Source organism: Microbacterium sp. CCH5-D1 (genome assembly GCF_001557335.1).
GTDB classification, from domain to species: domain Bacteria; phylum Actinomycetota; class Actinomycetes; order Actinomycetales; family Microbacteriaceae; genus Microbacterium; species Microbacterium oxydans.
In genome coordinates, this window is sequence record NZ_LSJW01000105.1 from 1 (window position 1) to 210 (window position 210).

At 65.7% G+C, this 210-nt stretch carries 1 protein-coding gene; it reads left to right on the forward strand.

Annotated features, from left to right (window positions below; translation table 11 throughout):
- The coding region (locus AX744_RS20590; protein WP_197429173.1) for a hypothetical protein at window positions 1–210 on the forward strand (210 nt) is incomplete at both ends.

Consider the following 210-nt stretch of genomic DNA (forward strand, 5'->3'; position numbering starts at 1 on the left):
GCCTACCTGTGGCATGAGAAGGGCCGCATCTTCGACACCTGGCAGAAGCGCATGCGCGAAGCCCGCCAGCTGCTCGACACCGACAACCCCAACGACCAGATGGCCCGCAACCTGCTCAAGAAGGTCTACGTCTCCGGCCTGGGCATCATGGCCAGCGATCTCCACCGCAACGGCCGCCTCGGCTACGCCCCCCACCGCTACGACCACATC